Source organism: Variovorax sp. FW305-3-2-15-B-LB1, from assembly GCF_058787635.1.
Window position 1 is genome coordinate 60172 of sequence record NZ_JBYSZY010000009.1, and the last position, 15759, is coordinate 75930.

Annotated in this window: 14 protein-coding genes; 8 read left to right on the forward strand and 6 right to left on the reverse strand. The window is 69.3% G+C overall.

Annotation, left to right across the window (positions count from 1 at the left end):
* Positions 1–45 precede the first annotated feature (45 nt).
* From AC3WQR_RS08195 to AC3WQR_RS08205, 3 genes are all read left to right on the forward strand, one after another.
* Positions 46–1650: a DNA-3-methyladenine glycosylase 2 family protein gene (locus tag AC3WQR_RS08195; protein ID WP_492741698.1), complete on the forward strand. Its 1605-nt coding sequence runs from the start codon at positions 46–48 to the stop codon at positions 1648–1650.
* Positions 1647–2144 (forward strand): methylated-DNA--[protein]-cysteine S-methyltransferase, encoded by a 498-nt coding sequence (locus AC3WQR_RS08200; RefSeq protein WP_062469816.1) that lies wholly within the window; start codon positions 1647–1649, stop codon positions 2142–2144. Before AC3WQR_RS08195 ends, AC3WQR_RS08200 begins: the two co-directional genes overlap by 4 nt.
* Before the next feature lie 76 nt (positions 2145–2220).
* Positions 2221–3183 carry a DMT family transporter gene (locus tag AC3WQR_RS08205; RefSeq protein WP_095950807.1) on the forward strand — a complete coding sequence of 321 codons (963 nt, stop codon included), beginning with the start codon at positions 2221–2223 and terminating at the stop codon, positions 3181–3183.
* A 7-nt stretch (positions 3184–3190) separates the two neighbouring features.
* Here AC3WQR_RS08205 and AC3WQR_RS08210 read toward each other — a convergent pair whose 3' ends face one another.
* A complete protein-coding gene (locus AC3WQR_RS08210; protein ID WP_492741699.1) occupies positions 3191–3844 on the reverse strand; it encodes a DUF1345 domain-containing protein in 654 nt (217 codons plus the stop codon).
* A 186-nt stretch (positions 3845–4030) separates the two neighbouring features.
* On the opposite strand from AC3WQR_RS08210, the gene AC3WQR_RS08215 reads away from it, so the two are divergent.
* Both AC3WQR_RS08215 and AC3WQR_RS08220 read left to right on the forward strand, forming a co-directional pair.
* Positions 4031–4870: a hypothetical protein gene (locus tag AC3WQR_RS08215; RefSeq protein WP_492741700.1), complete on the forward strand. Its 840-nt coding sequence runs from the start codon at positions 4031–4033 to the stop codon at positions 4868–4870.
* Between the two features lie 115 nt (positions 4871–4985).
* Positions 4986–6593 carry a class I adenylate-forming enzyme family protein gene (locus tag AC3WQR_RS08220; RefSeq protein ID WP_492741701.1) on the forward strand — a complete coding sequence of 536 codons (1608 nt, stop codon included), beginning with the start codon at positions 4986–4988 and terminating at the stop codon, positions 6591–6593.
* 1 nt (position 6594) lies between these two features.
* On the opposite strand, the gene AC3WQR_RS08225 is transcribed toward AC3WQR_RS08220, so the two are convergent.
* The 3 genes from AC3WQR_RS08225 to AC3WQR_RS08235 are packed head-to-tail and all read right to left on the reverse strand — an operon-like array spanning position 6595 to position 10105.
* Positions 6595–8139 carry an AMP-binding protein gene (locus AC3WQR_RS08225; RefSeq protein WP_492741702.1) on the reverse strand — a complete coding sequence of 515 codons (1545 nt, stop codon included), beginning with the start codon at positions 8137–8139 and terminating at the stop codon, positions 6595–6597.
* A gap of 5 nt (positions 8140–8144) precedes the next feature.
* Positions 8145–9278, reverse strand: a complete 1134-nt coding sequence (locus AC3WQR_RS08230; RefSeq protein WP_492680677.1) for a DUF5938 domain-containing protein — start codon at positions 9276–9278, stop codon at positions 8145–8147.
* A 23-nt stretch (positions 9279–9301) separates the two neighbouring features.
* Positions 9302–10105, reverse strand: a complete 804-nt coding sequence (locus tag AC3WQR_RS08235) for an SDR family NAD(P)-dependent oxidoreductase (protein WP_369629680.1) — start codon at positions 10103–10105, stop codon at positions 9302–9304.
* Between the two features lie 202 nt (positions 10106–10307).
* Here AC3WQR_RS08235 and AC3WQR_RS08240 point away from each other — a divergent pair, with 202 nt between their 5' ends.
* From AC3WQR_RS08240 to AC3WQR_RS08250, 3 genes are read left to right on the forward strand one after another with little or no spacing between them, the layout of a single operon-like run.
* A complete protein-coding gene (locus AC3WQR_RS08240; protein ID WP_139702901.1) occupies positions 10308–10979 on the forward strand; it encodes a TetR/AcrR family transcriptional regulator in 672 nt (223 codons plus the stop codon).
* Between the two features lie 7 nt (positions 10980–10986).
* Positions 10987–11949, forward strand: a complete 963-nt coding sequence (locus AC3WQR_RS08245; RefSeq protein WP_492741703.1) for a TIGR03571 family LLM class oxidoreductase — start codon at positions 10987–10989, stop codon at positions 11947–11949.
* A 54-nt stretch (positions 11950–12003) separates the two neighbouring features.
* Positions 12004–12708: a glutathione S-transferase N-terminal domain-containing protein gene (locus AC3WQR_RS08250; RefSeq protein ID WP_492741704.1), complete on the forward strand. Its 705-nt coding sequence runs from the start codon at positions 12004–12006 to the stop codon at positions 12706–12708.
* Positions 12709–12725: 17 nt separating this feature from the next.
* Here AC3WQR_RS08250 and AC3WQR_RS08255 read toward each other — a convergent pair whose 3' ends face one another.
* A complete protein-coding gene (locus AC3WQR_RS08255; protein ID WP_492741705.1) occupies positions 12726–13976 on the reverse strand; it encodes a glutamate carboxypeptidase in 1251 nt (416 codons plus the stop codon).
* Positions 13977–14050: 74 nt separating this feature from the next.
* On the reverse strand, positions 14051–15730 hold the full coding sequence (locus tag AC3WQR_RS08260) for a cyclic peptide export ABC transporter (RefSeq protein WP_492741706.1): 1680 nt from the start codon (positions 15728–15730) through the stop codon (positions 14051–14053).
* Positions 15731–15759: the final 29 nt, after the last annotated feature.

Consider the following 15759-nt stretch of genomic DNA (forward strand, 5'->3'; position numbering starts at 1 on the left):
CCGAAAACGGCCAGTTGAAACGAGTCGAAACCGTATCATTTCCCCATGTCTACCGCCCACGCCCCCTCCGAAGTGCTCGAGAGCGACGCCTGCTACCTGGCGATGAAGACGCACGACGCGCGCTTCGACGGCTCGTTCTTCACGGCCGTGACCTCCACCGGCATCTACTGCCGGCCGGTGTGCCGCGTGAAGCTGCCGCGGCGCGAGAACTGCCGTTTCTTTCGCCACGCAGCGCAGGCCGAGGCCGCAGGCTTCCGGCCCTGCCTGCGCTGCCGGCCCGAGCTGGCACCGCGCGCGGCCAGCTGGTCGACCGAAGATGCCTCGCGCATCCTCGCCTTGCAGGCGGCGCGCTTGATCGACGAGCCCGATGCCTGGTCGGAAGAAGGCCCCGGCGCGGCGCAGATCGCGGCCCGCCTGGGCGTGAGCGACCGCCACCTGCGGCGCATCTTCGAGGCGCAGTTCGGCGTGTCGCCGCTGCAGTACCTGCAGACGCGCCGCCTGCTGGCCGCCAAGCAGCTCATCGCCGACACGCGCCTGCCGATGACGCAGGTGGCGCTGGCCAGCGGCTTCGCGAGCGTGCGGCGCTTCAACGCGGCCTTCGTGGAGCACTACGGGCTCAACCCGAGCGCGCTGCGCCGCGCGGGCGGCACCGAAGGCGGTGAAGGCAAGGCCATCGAGGTGCGGCTGGGCTTTCGCCCGCCCTACGACGCGAACGCCATGCTCGGCTTCTTCGCACGGCGCGCGCTGCGCGGCGTCGAGACCGTGCACACCGCCGACGGCAAGGAGCCCGCCAAGGGCAGCACGCCCACCTATGTGCGCCTGGCGCGCACCCTGCGCGTGCAGCAGGGCGGGCAGGCGCACGCCGGCTGGCTGCAGCTGCGCTTCGACCTCGAACGCGAGCAGGTGCTGCTGGCCGTGAGCGATTCGCTGGCCACGGTGCTGCCCATCGTCATCAGCCGCGCACGCGCCCTGTTCGACCTCGACGCGGAGCCGATGGCCATCAACGCCGCGCTGCATGCGGCCTTTCCGCACGGCGACGGGCTGCGCGTGCCGGGCACGGTCGACGGCTTCGAGCTCGCGGTGCGCGCGGTGCTGGGCCAGCAGATCACCGTGGCCGCGGCGCGCACGCTGGGCTCGCGGCTGGTCGAGGCTTTCGGCGACGTGATCGACACGCCCATCGACGGCCTGAGCCGCCTCTTCCCCACGCCCGCCGCGCTGGCGGCGGCCAGCGGCGACGCGCTCGGGCAGCTGGGCATCGTGCGCCAGCGGCAGGCCGCGCTGCAGGCCATCGCGCGCGAAGTGGCCTCGGGCCGGCTGGCACTGCATGCGGGCGCCGACGTGCCCTCGACCCTCGCGGCGCTGCAGGAGCTGCCCGGCATCGGCGCCTGGACCGCGCAGTACATCGCGATGCGCGCCCTGCGCTGGCCCGACGCCTTTCCCGCCGGCGACGTGGCCCTGCAGAAGGCGCTGGGCGTGACCACCGCGCGCGCCGCGGGCGAGGCCTCGCAGGCCTGGCGCCCCTGGCGCAGCTACGCCGTGCTGCGGGCCTGGCACACGCCGCCCGCGCCCTCCGAACCGGCACCGGCCGCCGCGCCGACCGCCACTTCTTCCGACCTCGCAACGGCAGGCCCCGTGCCTGAAAGACCATGAAATTCAAGCGCACCGTCATCTACACCTCGCACACCGACACGCCGCTGGGCGGCGTCACGATGGCCGCCACCGACCAGGGCCTGGCCGGCGTCTGGTTCGACCACCAGCGCCACTGGCCCGACACCACGGGCTGGCAGACCAAGGACGACCACCCCGCGCTGGTCGAGGCCGCCGCGCAGCTGCGCGACTACTTCGCGGGCCGCCGCAGCCACTTCGACATGCAGCTCGACCTGTCGCACGGCACGGCCTTCCAGCAGGGCGTGTGGCAGGCGCTGCTGGCCATCCCGGCCGGCGAGACCACGACCTACGGCGCGCTGAGCCAGCGCGTGGGCAACCCGGCCGCGGTGCGCGCGGTGGGCGCGGCGGTCGGGCGCAACCCGATCAGCGTGATCGTGCCCTGCCACCGCGTGCTGGGTGCAGACGGCTCGCTGACCGGTTACGCTGGCGGGCTCGAGCGCAAGACCGCCTTGCTCGAACTCGAGACCGGCAAGTAAGACAGAAGAAAACACCGCCCATGGCGCAGCGCCACATCCCCTCGCTGTGGCGCCGCGCCAATCCCCAAAGAGACGCATGACCACAACGAACAACAACAGCACCGTCGCCCCCTCGCCTTCGCCCGCCCCCGCCGCGCTCGCGCCCAAGGCGTGGCTCATCGATCTCGTGCTGCTGGGCGCGCTGTGGGGCGCCTCTTTCCTGTTCATGCGCATCGGCGCGGCGGAGTTCGGCGCGCTGCCGACCGCGGCCGTGCGCGTGGTCATCGCGGCGCTGTTCCTGCTGCCGATCGCGCTGCTGCGCGGCCAGGGGCCGTCGATCGCCAAGCACTGGAAGGCCAGCCTCACGGTCGGCATCTTCAACTCGGGCATGCCCTTCGCGCTGTTCTGCTTTGCGCTGCTGACCATCAACACCGGCCTGGCGGCGGTGCTCAACGCCACCACGCCGATGTTCGGCGCGCTGGTGGCCTGGGCCTGGTTCCGCGAGCGGCCGAACGGCTCGCGCCTCGTCGGCCTGGTGATCGGTTTCGCGGGCGTCGCGATGCTCGCCAGCCGCAGCGCCGGCCTGCATGCCGGGGCCAGCAACCACGCCGCGCTGTGGGCCGTGCTGGCCTGCCTGGCGGCCTGCCTGTGCTACGGCATCTCGGCCAGCGCCACGCGGCGCCACCTGTCCGGCGTGCCCGCGCTGACCACGGCCACCGGCAGCCAGATCGGCGCCAGCCTGTTCCTCGCGCTGCCCGCGATCTGGCTCTGGCCCGCGCAGATGCCCAGCCTGCGCGCGTGGCTGGCGCTGCTGGCCCTGGGCATCGCCTGCACGGGCGTGGCCTACATCCTGTTCTTCCGACTCATCGAACGCGCCGGCCCGGCCCGCGCCCTCACCGTGACCTTCCTCGTGCCGGTGTTCGCGCTGTTCTACGGCGCCGTGTTCCTGGGCGAGCAGATCACGCAGTGGATGCTGATCTGCGCCTTCGTGATCGTGTGCGGCGTGGCGCTGTCGACCGGCATCGTCAAGCTGCCGTCGCTGCGCAAGGCCGCGGGCTGAGTTTTCTTCAGACCACGCCTGCGACCACGTTCACCGACAGGGCCAGCACGAGCATGTTGAAGGCGAAGGCAAGCACGCTGTGGATCAGCGTGATGCGCCGCATCTCGTGCGAGGTGGCCTGCACGTCCGACACCTGCGAGGTCATGCCGATCACGTAGGCGTAGTACATGAAGTCGAAGTAGTCGGGCGCCTCCTTGCCCGGAAAGTCGAGCCCGCCGTCGGAGGCGCTGTCCTTGCGGTCGATGTAGTAGCGGTGCGCGTAGTGGAAGGCGTAGATCGTGTGCATCATCAGCCACGAGCCCGCCAGTGCCACCAGCCCTAGCGCCACGTGCGCGCCGCGCGCCCAGCCGCTGAGCTGGCGCACCTGCTGCAACAGCATCGCGATGGCGACCACGCTCACGCCCACCGCCACCAGCATCGACACCAGGATCACGACGTTGGGCTGGTCCAGCTGCTGCGCGCGCTCGCGCGTGCGCTGGGCGTCGAAGGTCTCGGCCAGCCACCAGCTGAGCACCTGGTACACCACCACGCCTGCGCACCAGCCGGCCAGCGCGCGCGCCGTGAGGCCCATCGGCCAAGGCACGAGCGCCACCGCGACGGCCGCCGCGGCCCCGTAGAGAAGACGTTGGGGACCGGTGGTGGTGGAAAGGTGTTCGCGCATGGGCGGACTGTAGCGCCGCGGCATGCGTCGGCGTGCGATCGGCAATTTCCTACAGGCACATCGGCCAACGGCGCATGCGCGGCGCGGTGCCCCGTCACTAAGGTGATGCGGTTTCAGGGAGCCTCAGCCCGGAGGCATCGCGCCACGCACATGCCCGAGGCATCTTTCACCCGAAGGATTTCTTTCATGCTGTTGCTTCGTTCGCGTCCGTTCGACCGGACCGCGAGATTCGGCGCCCTGGCCGGAACCGGCGCCCTCTGCCTTCTGTGCTTCGCACCCTTTGCTGCGGCCGAGCCCTCGCCGGCACTGGACCGTTTCAGCTTCTCGGTGGGGGCCTTCAGTGCCGATCCCAAGTTCAGCGCCTCGGTCGAAACCCCCTACGGCGTGCTGCGCTCGAACGAGCTCAAGCCGGGGCGCGTGACCATGCCGCGCATCTCGGCCGACGTGCTGATCGGCGACAGCCAGGGCCTGTCTTTCGACTACTACCGCTACAAGCGCGACTACGAAGGACAGGTGGCGGGCAACACCTCGTTCGGCAGCTTCGGCTCGCTGAGCGCCATCGGCAACGCGAACCTCTCGGCCCAACTCGACTTCGCCAAGCTCGCCTACAAGTGGTGGCTCGGCTCGGGCAACACCGTCTTCGGCCTGGGCGCCGGCGCGGCCTACTACCGCGCGACGCTCGGCGCCAGTGCGCTGGTCGGCGTGAACGGACAGGTGCGTTCGGTCAGCGAGCGCTCGAGCGACAACGCCATCGCGCCCCTGCTCGAGGTCGGCGTGCGCCACGCGATCACGCCCGACCTTCGGCTGTTCGCCGACGCCTCCGGCGTGTGGAAAAGCAGTGGCCGTTTCCACGGCAACATCTACAACGCCGCAGCCGGCGTGGAGTGGTTCCCGGTGAAGAACGTGGGCCTGGTGCTGTCGTATGGCGTGACCAACATCGACCTCACGCGCGAGGGCGGCTTCGCCGATTCGCGCCTCAAGGTGCGGCTGCAGGGGCCTTCGGCCTTCCTCAAGGCCCGCTTCTGACGCGGCCCCGGCGGGCGGCCGGCGCCGCATAGCCACTCTTCGCAAGACCGGCAGGCGGTGCCGGTCTTAGTCTGCGCTCCGATCGAACACCCCCAACGACCGGAGACACGCCCCCATGCCCGCCGCCCGCACCGAGCCCACGCCCTCCTCCTTCCAGCGCATCGCCCGCATCGCGCTGGGCGACGTGATCCACCGCAGCGCGCGGCGCTTCGGCGCGCGCACCGCGCTCATCGAAGGCGAGCACCGCATGAGCTACAGCGAGCTCGACGCCGCATCGAACCGCTTCGCGCACCACCTGCTGGGCCTGGGCCTGGCCAGCGGCGAGCGCGTGGCCATGCTGTGCAACAACTCGATCGAGATGGTGGTCGCGCTGCTGGGCATCCAGAAGGCCGGGCTCGTGTGGGTGCCGATCAACACGGCGCTCGCGGTCGATGCCATCGGCTACATCCTCGAACACGCCGAAGCGCGGCACCTGGTGATCGACACCGCGCTGCACGCCAAGCCCGAGCTGCGCCAGCTGCTCGACACCGCGGCCGTCTCGCCGCTGCTGTGCGTGCTCGACGGCGACACGCCGCCGCCCGGCGTGCCCACCGTGGCGCAGGCCATTGCGCAGGGCCCCGCCACGCTGCCCGACGTGCCTATCGACAGCGACCAACTCGCGCTCATCATGTACACCAGCGGCACCACCGGCCGACAGAAGGGCGTGATGCATTCGCACGCCTCGGTGCACTCGGTGCTCCAGAGCAACATGCTCGAATGGGGCGGCGGCCCCGCGCACCACGACGTGTGGAGCAACGTGCTGCCGCTCTTTCACTGCGGGCAGCACACGGTGCTGATGTCGGCGCTCGCGGTGGGCGGCACGAATGTCATCCTGCGCGGCTTCGACCCCGGCGCGATGCTCGCCGCCATCGAGCGCCACAGGATCACCGTGACGGTCGGGCTGCCCATGATGTACGGCGCGCTGCTGGCCCACCCGCAGCGCGAATCGCGCGACCTGTCGAGCCTGCGGCTGTGCGTGTATGCGATGGCGCCGATGTCGCGCACGCTGCTGCTGCGCCTGCTGGATGCGCTGTGCCCGAACTTCGCACTGGCCTCGGGGCAGACCGAGATGTACCCCGGCGCCACCATCTTCGAAACGCACCAGCAGCGCGAGCGCTTCGGCTCGTACTGGGGCGTGGGCACGCTGGTGAACGAGGTCGCGGTGATGGGCGACGAGGGCGAGCTGCTCGCGCCGAACCAGGTCGGCGAGATCGTCTTTCGCGGACCGAACGTGATGCTCGGCTACTACAAGGACCCGCAGGCCACGGCGCACGCGCAGCGCTTCGGCTGGCACCACTCGGGCGACCTGGGCAAGCTGGACGACGACGGGCAGCTGATCTTTCTCGACCGGCTCAAGGACATGGTCAAGTCGGGCGGCGAGAACGTGCCCTCGCTCAAGGTCGAGGAGGTGCTGCTGCGCCACCCGGCCGTGCTCAACGCCGCGGTGGTCGGCCTGCCGCACGAGCGCTGGGGTGAGGCCATCACGGCCTTCGTCACGCGCCGGCCCGATGCGCCGGCAGAGTTCTCGGAAGCCACGCTCACGGCGCACTGCAAGGAGCACCTAGGCGGCTTCGAGGTGCCCAAGGACATCGTCTTCGTGCCCGCGCTGCCGATGACCTCGACGGGCAAGATCCAGAAGTTCGAGCTGCGCCAGGCGCACCAGGGGCACTACCAGCGCGACTGAATCAGGATGACGACAGCTTCTGCAACAGCGACGCGCGCACTTCCTTCTTGAGCACCTTGCCGACCTTGGAGCGCGGCAGGTCGGTCCACACCTCGACCTGCTTGGGTGCCTTCACGCTGCCGATGCGCGACTTGACGAAGGTCTTGATCGCCTCGGCATCCACGCTGCGGCCCGCGTGCAGCTGCAGCACGGCCACCACGCGCTCACCCCACTTCTCGTCGGGCAGGCCGACGACGGCGCTGTCCTGCACATCGGGGTGCTGCATCAGCACCTGCTCCACCTCGGTGGAGTAGACGTTGAAGCCGCCCGAGATGATCATGTCCTTGGCGCGGTCGACGATGTACAGGAAGCCGTCGGCGTCGAGGTAGCCGATGTCGCCCGTGTGGTGCCAGCCGTGGCGCGAGGCCTCCTGCGTGGCCTTCGGGTCCTTGTAGTAGCCGCGCATCACGAGCGAGCCGCGCACCACGATCTCGCCGCTCTCGCCCGTGGGCAGCAAGGCGCCCTCGCCGTTCATGATGCCGACCTGCACCAGCGGCCCGGGGCGCCCCGCCGAGGCCAGGCGCTGGCGCGCCACAGAGCCGTCGGCATTGAAGTGGGCGCGCGGCGGCATCATCGAGACCATCATCGGCGCCTCGGTCTGGCCGAAGAGCTGGGCCATGACGGGGCCGATCTTGTCGAGCGCTTCTTCGAGCCGCGCGGCCGACATGGGCGCGGCGCCGTACCAGAAGCACTGCAGCGAATCGCGTTTCGTCTGCGCCAGCTCGGGGTGCTGCAGCAGCATGTAGATCAGCGTCGGCGGCAGGAAGGTGTGGGTGACGCGCCGGCGCTCGATGAGCGAAAGGAACTCGCTCAGGTCGGGCTTGGGCATGATGACCACGCGCCCGCCCAGCGCCATCACCGGCAGGCACAGCACACCGGCCGCATGCGTGAGCGGCGCGAGCGCCAGGTACACGGGCCGGCCTTCGAAGGGGTAGCCCATGAGGGTCAGCGCCGACATGGCCTCCAGGTTGCCGCCCGACAGCATCACGCCCTTGGGCTGGCCGGTGGTGCCGCCAGTGCCGGCGATCATGGCCACGTCGTCGGGCGGCGCGATGTCGATCGGCGCATCGTCCAGCCCGTCGAGCCATTCGTCCATGGCGGGCGCGAAGGCCTGCCGCTGGTCGAGGCACACCAGCGCCTTCAGTTTCGGCAGCTGCGCGCGCATCTGCTCGACCATGGGCGCGTAGTTGCTGTGGAACACCAGGCAGGCGCAATCGAAGGCATCGAGCACGAAGGCGTTCTCGCTGGCCTCGTTGCGCGGGTTGATCGGGCACCACACGCCACCGGCGCGCGAGATGCCGAACACCGTGGCGAAGGCCAGGGCGTCGTTGCTCGAGAGCACCGCCACCTTGTCCCCGGGCTGGATGCCCGCGCGCTGCAGGCCGCGCGCCACGCGCCAGCTGATGCGTTGCACCTGGCCGTAGCTCAGGTCGGCGTCGCCCATGGTGAGGCACGGCGAATCGGCGCCCTGCTGGGCGCCTTTGTCGAGGTAGTCGACGAGGCGCATGCGCGTCAGCCCATCCGCGTGAGCACGGGTTCCTGCACCAGCCCGAAGCTGCGCAGCGCCCCCAGCAGCTCGCGGTGTCCGAAGGCCTGGCAGCCCGAGGCGAAACCGGCGCGGCGCGGCGCCTGCTGCAGCAGCGAGGCCGCGGCATAGGCCTGCAGCAGGCCGGTCTGCTTGTAGTTGCAGTTGCCGAAGATCACGCAATGCGCGCGCCCCAGCGGACCGGAGGCGTGCACCGAATCGACCGACTTGTTGATGCGCGGGTTCTCGCGCGGCGGCATGGTGTTCATCACGCCCGCGGCCGTCTGGGCCAGCGCGGCATAGCGGTCTTCGTCGTTCATGCCCTCGGTGGCCTTGAGCGCGGCGGCCACGATCTGCGGCACGCCCAGCATCAGCGGCTTGTTGAAGACACCGCCGAGCACCTTCACGTTGGCCACGCGCGGGTCGCGCTTGAACCACACCGGGTGCGAGGTGCCGCCCCAGGGCAATGCCAATGCGGCTTCGTGCTGGCCGGGAATCGACAGGTGGTACAGGCCCGCGTCGGGTTGCCACTCGACGTACTGGTTCTGCTCCAGGTAGAAGGCCTTGGACGTGGCCGCGTTCACCAGGATGGTCTGCGTCGACGCGATGGTCGGGCTGCCGCCCCAGAACACGGCGATGTCGAGCGTGTCCAGGCCGGGTGTTTCCAGGCACAGCTGCGCCGCGATTTCGCCGGTGGTGTACATCTGCGCCAGGCCGGGCGACAGCAGCAGGCCGGCCGCCGCGAACTTGGCGCCGTATTTCTGGTCGAGCGTGATGAGCCAGTCTTGTTCGCCGGTGGTGTCGGTGTAGTGGCAGCCGGCGGCCAGGCAGGCATCGACCACCTCGGGACCGAACTTGGCGAACGGCCCCACCGTGTTGAGCACCACCGAGGCGCCGCTGAAGAGCTCGGTGAGCGCCTCGACCGTGTGCGCGACCTCGACCACTTCGTAGTCGGCGGTCTCGATGCCGGGCACGTTCGACTTCATCGCCGCTTCGAGCTTTTCTGCGCTGCGGCCTGCCGCGATGAAGGGGATGTGGTACTCGCGCAGGTACTCGCAGACCAGGCGCCCGGTGTAGCCGGAGGCGCCGTAGACGATGACGGGTTTCTTCTTGCTGCTCATGTTCTTTGCTCCTTGTTGATCGCTCACATGCCCATGCCGCCGTCCACCGCGAGGCCCGCGCCGGTGATGAACCGGGCGGCGTCGGAGCAGAGGAAGACCACCACGTCGGCCATGTCGCCGATCTCGCCGAGGCGGCCCAGCGGCGTCTGGCCGATGACGTCGCCCACGGCGGCCTCGACGCTGGGCGCGAGCCCCGCGGCCACGATGTCGTTGGCGAGCTTCATGCCCATGTCGGTGGGCACGAGGCCGGGGTAGATGCAGTTGACGCGCACGCCGTAGCCCAGCTTGCCGGACTCCATGGCCGCCACGCGCGTGGCGCGGTCGACCGCCGACTTGGTCGCCGAGTAGCCGGCGATGGCGGGAAAGGCGATGGTGGCCGCGACCGATGCGATGTTGACCACCGCCCCGCCGCCGCCCGCGCTGCCGCCGGGGCGCATCGCGCGAAAGGCGTGCTTCATGCCCAGCAGCGTGCCGGCCACGTTCACGTCGAGCATGCGGCGCAGGTCGTCGCCGTCGACGTCGACCACCAGCGAGGTGATCTCGATGCCGGCGTTGTTGACCAGGATGTCGAAGCCGCCGAGCGCCTTCACCGTGGCTTCGGTGGCAGAGGCCCAATCGCCGTCCTTCGTGACGTCGAGCGGGACGAAGCCCACCTTCGCTCCCTCTGCGGAAAGCCGCTGCGCGGTCTCCTTGCCCAGGTCGGCGAGCACGTCGCCGATCATCACCGACGCACCCGCCTGCGCCAACGCCTGGGCAATGCCCGCGCCGATGCCGCGCGCACCTCCCGTCACCAGGGCCTTGCGCCCCGTCAAGTCGAACTTGGCCATCACTTGTCTCCTGTGGATATGTGTATGAGATGGAGCGGTCATGCTAGGAATCGACTTGACGAGTGTCAAGAATTTTTTTGACGACTGCCCAAATTTCGTAAAATGCCTCTGGAATGCACGTACGAGGGATTTCCCACGCCGCGTGCTATGGTTTGCAATCACCAGGAAACACAGCGGCCGGCACTCTGCGGCCTGGCTAGAAATGACCACTCATTCACGGGTAAAGAAGCACGCCGGACGGGTGCAGAAGGCACCGGCCGACAAGTTCGAGCAGCGCCGCGCCGAGCTCGGCGAAGCCGCCCTCACCACGCTGGCCACGCTCGGTTACGCGCGCACCAGCCTGCGCGAAATTGCGCAGAACTCCGAGTTCTCGCATGGCGTGCTGCACTACTACTTCAGCGACAAGGTCGACCTCATCGTCTGCAGCGTCAAGCAGTACAAGGCGCGCTGCGTCACGCGCTACGACCACGCAGTCGACACCGCCACGACGTATGACGAGCTCATGGAAGGCTTCCTGCAGAGCCTGGGCGACACACTGCTTGGCGAAGGCCACGTGCACCGGCTCTGGTACGACCTGCGTTCGCAGGCGCTGTTCGAAGCGGCCTTCCACGACGACGTGGTGCAGATCGACAAGAGCCTCGAAGACATGATCTGGCGCATCATGAGCCGCTTCGCCGAACTCTCGGGGCAAGCCCCCGGCCTGCCGCCCTCGGCCTGCTACGCCCTCTTCGACGGGCTGTTCCTGCAGGCGCTGCTCAAGCACCTCTCGGGCGACACCAAGGCCATCGCCGACATGCAGGCCGACGTGCGGCAATCGATCGAGCGGCTGTTCGCTGCGCCCGTCGCGCCGGCCTCCCGCAAGCGGCGCGCCTGACGCCGCCATGGCGCCGTTCAACACCGCCTACCGGCAGACGCTGCTCGCCGGGCGCCTCACCCTGGGCCTGATGACGCCGCTGGCGCGCCCGCACGGCGCGATGGCCGACCCCGCGATCGAACTGCATCTGGCCCGCCTGGCCGACACGCTCGGCTTTGCCGCGCTGTGGACGCGCGATGTGCCAGTGATGGTGCCGCAGGGCGAAGAGACCGCGGTGCTCGACGAGCCCTTCCTCTGGCTCACCGCGCTGGCCGCCGCCACGCAGCGCATCGCGCTCGGCACCGCCGCCGCCGTGCTGCCGCTGCGCCATCCGCTGCACGTGGCCAAGGCCGCGCTCTCGCTCAACCGCCTGTCGAACGACCGCTTCATCCTCGGCCTGGGCTCGGGTGACCGCGAGGCCGAGTTCGCCATCTTCCAGCAGGACATCGCGCTGCGCGGCGACGTCTTCCGCGAACGCTGGAACCTCGTGCGCTCGGCGCTCGCTCCCGACGCGCAGGAGCGCGCCGCGCTGCACGACGCCACCGGCGGCCACGACCTCATGGCACCGCCCGTCGCGCGCATCGGCATGCTGGTGGTGGGCTCGGCGCGCCAGTCGCTGCAATGGACCGCCGCCCACGCCGACGGCTGGGCCACCTACCACCGCGACGAGGCACGCCAGCAGGGCCGCATCGGCCTGTGGCAGACCGCGCTGCGCGAACGCGCGGGCGGCGAGGCCAAGCCCTTCGTTCAATCGTTGCAGCTCGACCTGCTGGACGATGCCGACGCGCCCGCCGAGCCCATCGAACTCGGCCTGCGCGCAGGACGCCATGCGCTCGTCGACTACCTCTACCGCATGGAAGACGCCGGCGTCGCGCACGTGCTGCTGAACCTCGTTCGCAGCAGCCGGCGGCCCGCGCAGGACGTGGTCGACGAACTCGGCCGCGAGGTGCTGCCGCGCCTGCAAGGCCATGCGCGCACACCGCCCGCCTGACCCGTGCAGAATCCGGCGCTCGCCGTTGTCGCCCCTATTCCAAGGACTTTCCCCATGACCGATCTCTCGCACTTCCCCATCACGAAGAAATGGCCCGCGCAGCACCCTGAGCGCCTGCAGCTGTACTCGCTGCCCACGCCCAATGGCGTGAAGGTGTCGATCCTGCTGGAGGAAACCGGCCTGCCCTACGAGCCGCACCTCGTGAGCTTCGAGACCCAGGACCAGATGTCGCCGGAGTTCCTGTCGCTCAACCCGAACAACAAGATCCCCGCCATCCTCGACCCCAACGGCCCGGGCGGCCAGCCGCTGGCGCTGTTCGAATCGGGCACCATCCTGCTGTACATCGCAGAAAAGACCGGCCAGTTCATCCCGAAGGATGCGGCGGCCCGCTACGAGACCATCCAATGGGTGATGTTCCAGATGGGCGGCATCGGCCCGATGTTCGGCCAGCTCGGTTTCTTCAACAAGTTCGCCGGCAAGGACTACGAAGACAAGCGCCCGCGCGACCGCTACGTGGCCGAATCGAAGCGCCTGCTCGGCGTGCTCGACAAGCACCTCGCCGACCGCGCCTGGATCATGGGCGACAGCTACACCATCGCCGACATCGCCACCTTCCCGTGGGTGCGCAACCTGATCGGCTTCTACGAGGCCGGCGACCTCGTGGGCTTCAGTGAGTTCAAGAACGTGGCGCGCGTGCTCGAGGCCTTCGTGGTGCGGCCCGCCGTGGTGAAGGGCCTGGGCATTCCGAAGCGGGGCTGAGGCCCCAACAACAGCCCCTAGTTCGCGCTCAAGTCCATGAGCATCCGCGACAACAGATAAAGCCGCGGCACCACGCTCTCGACCTCGGCGTATTCCTCCGGCGTGTGGATGCCGCCGCCCACGATGCCGAAGCCGTCGAGCACCGGCACGCCGACACCGGCCACGAGGCTGGCGTCGGCGGCGCCGCCGCTGCTCTCGATGGTGAGCTTCTTGCCGATCTCGCCGTAGATGCCCTCGGCCATGCGCACGAGCTTGTCCGATGCGGGCGAGCGCGGCATCGGCGGCAAGCCGCGCACGAGGCGCACGCGCACCTCGGTCTCGGGGATGAGCTTGTTCTGCGCGATGCGCGTGAGGTCCTTCTCGACGCGGTCGAGCTCCTCGGGCGTGGCTGCGCGCACGTCGCCCTTGGCGCTGGCCGACGCGGGAATCACGTTGGTCGGTCCGTTGGCCGTGAGCACCGTGAAGTTGACCGTGGTCTTCTTGGGCGCATCGGCCACCTTCGACAACTGCAGCACCTGGTGCGCGACTTCCATGGCCGCGTTGCGGCCCGCCTCGGGCGCGACGCCCGCGTGCGACGCGAGCCCCTTCACCTCGATGAGTGCCGTGGCCGAGCCCTTGCGCTCGACCACGAGGCCGTCGGCCGGGCGGCCCGGCTCGAGGTTCAGCGCCACGTCGTGCTGCTTGGCCACGCGTTCGATGAGCGCGCTGGTGCCGACCGAGCCGGTCTCTTCGTTGGTGTCGATCAGGAAGGTGATCTGGCCGTAGTCCTTGAAACCGATCTTCTGCAGGATCTTCAGCGCCTGCAGGCCGGCCACGACGCCGCCCTTGTTGTCCATCACGCCGGGTCCGTAGGCGCGCCCATCCTTGATGTAGAAGGGCTTGGCCGCGGCCGTGCCGTCCTTGAACACGGTGTCGATGTGGGCCAGGATGAGGATCTTCTTCTTGCCCTGGCCGGTGAGCGTCGCGACCAGGTTGGTGCCCGGGTGCGGCTCGGCGGGAAAGCTCTCGATGCGCGCGTCGAGCTTGCGCAGTTCGTCCGCCACCATCTCGCGCACCTTGGCCAGGCCCTCGGTGTTGGTCGAGCCCGAATCGATGTTGACCATGCGCTCCAGCAGCTGCAATGTCTCGTCCTTTTGCTGCGTGGCGGCGTCGAGCACGCCCTGATGCGGCTTCTGGGCCATGGCGCTGGCGGCGAGCAAGGCACTGGCCAGAACGGCGCCCTGGCAGGCGGCGCGCGTCCATGAGCGCGGGGTGGAGCGAAGGTGCATGAGGAAGCCTGTTCTTTCTGTTGTGGAGGTTCGTTCGAAGCGAACCCCACACTAGCACCCGCTTCGCGAACGGGTCAAGCCGCGAGGCTCGGCGCCGGCGCCTCGGTGGCCTGCGCGATGCGCCCGGCCTTCATGTGGACGATGCGGTCGGCCACATGAAAGTAGCGGTCGTCGTGCGAGATGACCACGAGCGAGTGCCCCTTGGCGCGCAGCTCGGGCAGCAGCTCGGTGTAGAACAGATGGCGAAAGGCCGGGTCCTGGTCGGCGGCCCATTCGTCGAACACCAGCACCGGCCGGCCTTCGAGGTAGGCATGCACCAGCGCCAGCCGCTTGCGCTGGCCGGTCGACAGGTCGGTGGTGCTGAAGGCGCCATCTTTCACCGACACCTTGTGCGCGATCTCCAGCCGTTGCAGGTAGGGCAAGGCGGTTTCGGGCAGCGCCTGGTGGCCGCCCTCTTCGCCGGCCACGAGGTCTTCGAACAGGTAGAAGTCGGAGAACACGGTGGTGAAGAGCTGGCGGTAGTCGTCGCGCGTCTGCGGCGTCACGGGCTTGCCGTCGAGCAGCAGCTCGCCATCCACCGGCGCGTACAGGCCCAGCAGCAGCTTGATGAGCGTGGTCTTGCCCGAGCCGTTGTCGCCGACGATGAAGACGATCTCACGGCGGCCGATGCGCAAATCGACCGGGCCGAGCACGAAGGGCTCCGCGCCCTCCACCGCCGGGAACGCATAGCGCGCGCCGCGCAATTCGATGGCGTCGTGCAGCACCGGCGTGGCGGGCGGCGCGTGCAGGTCGAGGTGCGGTTCGGGCGTGGCGAAGCGGGCCGACAGGTCGCCGATGCGCTCGAAGGCCACCTTCGCGCGCCCCAGATGCGGCAGGGCCGCCACCACCTGATCGAGCGGCCCTTTCAAAAACAGAAGCACCAGCACGAAGCCGCTGAGCACGACGGGCGCGGTGTCGCGGAACGCGGCCCAGCCGAGGATGAGCGCGATCAGCAAGAAGAACAGCGCCGAACCGAAGGACGAGGCGAGCACGAAGATGTTGATGGCGCGGCGGTTGATGTCGTGGATGCGTTCCACCGTGTGCGCCACCTGCTGCTCGTACACCTTGGCGCGGCGCGCGCGGTGCATGCGCAGCTCCTTCGCGCCTTCGCTGATGCCGCGGTAGGCCTTGTGCAGCGCCTCTTCCTGCTCGCGCGCCTTGAAGAAGCCCGAGATGCCGCGCGCATGCGCCAGGCTCTGCACGGTGATGCCCACCAGCAGCGCCACCAGCAGCAGGCCGAACAACGGCGGCGAGAGCCACGCCAGGTAACCCAGGCAGCCGAAGGAGACGGCCAGCGCGATCATGGTCGAGGCCAGCATGAAGGCCACGTCGCTGATCATGTCGACGTCCTGCGTGAGCACGGGCATCAGGCGGTGCATGCGGTAACGCTCGAGCGCATCGATCGGCGCCGCGAGGATCTTCAGCGCCAGACTCTTGCGCACTTGCGCCACGAGCCGCTGGCCGACCACGTTGTTCGACATGTCGGAGGTGGCGCGCCCGACCAGCGCCACCACGCACAGGCCGATGAAGGTCAGCAGCAGTCCGCCGGCCAGGCCGCCGGGGCGATGCAGCACCTGGTTGATGGTCGCCAGCAGCGCGACGGTCGCGATGCCCGCGCCGATGCCGGTCACGGTCGACAGCGCGATCCACGGGAAGTAGGGCCGCAACAGCCGGACGAGTTCGGACGCGGGGGCGCTGGCGGGTGTGAGGTTCATGCGGCGGACGGTTCGTTGCAAAGGGAGAC